The following is a 2,240-nucleotide window of genomic DNA, read 5'->3' on the forward strand; positions in this document are numbered from 1 at the left end:
CCGGCGCCCCCCCCCCCCCCCCCCCCCCCGCCCCCCCCCCCCCGGGGGGGGCCCCCCCCCGGGCGCCCCCCCCCCTTCTTCGTCAGCCCCGGCCGCGGAAGGCGACCGCGCAGGCCGCCAGGCTGAGCGCCAGCCCGACGCCGAACACCGCCGCGTGGCTGTCGCCCGTCGCGTCGAACAGCGCCGCGAGCGCGAAGGCGAAGCCGACCTGCGCCACCGCATAGGCGGCCGTCGCCCGCACCCAGATCACGCCGGCGCGCGGCCCCGCGACCTCCCGCGCCGCGACCAGCGTCACCGCCGTGGCGCCGACGCCGGCGAAGCCGCCGCGCGGGCCGGCCAGGATCAGCGCCGGCCAGGCCGGCACCAGCGCCGCGCCGAGGGCGGCCACCTGCACCACCATCCAGGCCAGCAGCGCCCGCCGCCCGCCGATGCGCCCCGCGACCCGCCCGCCGAGCAGCGTGCCGGCCAGCGCGCCGAGCCCGAAGCCGATCCACACCGCCGCGCCGGCCTCGATCGGCAGGCCCCGCCCGCGCACCGCGAGGTCCGAGAGATAGACCATCGGCGCCACCATCCCCGCGCCCGAGAGCGCATAGGCCAGCAGCAGCCCGCCCGCCGCCGGCACGGCGGTGCGCGTCTCCTCCACCGGCAGGGCCGGCGGATCGGGCCAGTGGCGCCGCGCCGCCCACCACACCATCGCCGCCGCCCCGGCCAGGCCGAGCCAGGCCGCCGGGATCCCGCCGCCGAGCAGCAGCGGGATGGCGAGGCCGCCCGCGACGACGCCGAGCCCCACCCCCGTCATCACGATCCCGCTGGCCGCGCCGCGCCGCTCGGGCGGCACGCTGGCCTGGGCCGAGGGTCCGGCGAGCGCCATCAGCACGCCCCCGGCCGTCCCGGCCAGCGCCCGCCAGGCCAGCAGCCAGCCGAGTCCCCCCTGCCAGGCGCAGGCCGCGAAGGCCGCCACCGCCAGCGCCATCCCCGCATCCAGAGCGCGCGGGACGCCGATGCCCGCCGCCAGCCGCCGCCCCGCCAGCACGCCGGCCAGGTAGCCGGCGAAGTTGGCCGCGCCGAGCAGCCCCGCCTCGCCGCCATCCACCCAGCCGGCCGCGACCATCGCCGGGAACAGCGGCACATAGGCGAAGCGGGCCAGCCCGATACCGGCCAGGATTGCGCCCGCCGCGGCCCAGGCCACCTTCATCGCGTGGCGCGGTGCCGGGGGCGGCGGCCGGCGCGGGCTGTTGAAGCCATGCCGGCACTTGTCCATGCTGCGACGCGACACGGATCGGCGGCCCCGCCGCCATTGCCTGGACGAGCCCTCATGTCCCACCCCATCGGCCGCAGGTCCGTGGCCGCGCTGGTCCTCCTGCCCTTCGCCGGATGCGGCGGCCTGCCGAGCGCCAGCGCCCAGCGCGGCGCCGCCGCGCTGCCCGACTTCGCCGACCTCGCGGAGCGCGTGCTGCCCGCCGTCGTCAACATCGCCGTCACCTCCGAGGAGCGGGTGGAGGTGCCACCCGAGTTGCGCGGCACGCCCTTCGAGCGTTTCTTCCGGGATCGCCGCGGCCGCAGCCGGCAGAGCCAGGGCGCGGGGTCCGGCTTCATCATGGACCCGGCCGGCCTGGTGGTCACCGCCCACCATGTCGTCGGCAATGCCAGCCGGGTGGTGGTCTCGCTGCAGGACGGGGAGGAATATGTCGCCCGCGTCGTCGGCTCCGACGAGCTGACCGACCTCGCGCTGCTGCGGGTGGAGGCGCGGGCGCCGCTGCCCTCCGTGCCCTGGGGCAGTTCCGCGGCGCTGCGCGTCGGGCAATGGGTGCTGGCGGCCGGCAATCCCTTCGGCCTCGGCGGCACCGTCACTTCCGGCATCCTGTCGGCCCGCGGGCGGGACATCGGCTCCGGCCCCTATGACGACTTCCTGCAGACCGATGCGCCGATCAACCCGGGCAATTCGGGCGGGCCGCTGTTCAACACCGCCGGCGAGGTGGTCGGCATCAACACCGCGATCTTCTCGCCCTCCGGCGCCAGCGCCGGGATCGGCTTCGCCGTCCCCGCCGACCTCGCCCGCCCGATCATCGAGCAGCTGCGCGCCGGCGGCCGGGTGGAGCGCGGCTGGCTCGGCGTCAGCCTCGAGGACATCGCGGCCGATGAGCCCGGCCGCCGGCGCCATGCCCGGGGCGGGGGGGGGGGGGCGGGGGGGGGGGGCGGCGCGCCCCCGGGGCGCCGCCCGCCGCGCCCCGGGCGCCCCC

2 protein-coding genes are annotated in these 2,240 nt (G+C 79.1%); one reads left to right on the forward strand and one right to left on the reverse strand.

The genetic code is table 11. The features are described 5' to 3' along the window. Positions 1–82: 82 nt before the first annotated feature. Positions 83–1,276 carry a YbfB/YjiJ family MFS transporter gene (locus AC1MIR_RS18855; RefSeq protein WP_480029727.1) on the reverse strand — a complete coding sequence of 398 codons (1,194 nt, stop codon included), beginning with the start codon at positions 1,274–1,276 and terminating at the stop codon, positions 83–85. A gap of 39 nt (positions 1,277–1,315) precedes the next feature. On the opposite strand from AC1MIR_RS18855, the gene AC1MIR_RS18860 reads away from it, so the two are divergent. Then, positions 1,316–2,240: trypsin-like peptidase domain-containing protein (locus tag AC1MIR_RS18860; RefSeq protein ID WP_480029728.1), on the forward strand; the 925-nt coding region annotated here is incomplete at its 3' end.

The sequence above is a fragment of the Falsiroseomonas sp. RANM36 genome, from assembly GCF_056682175.1.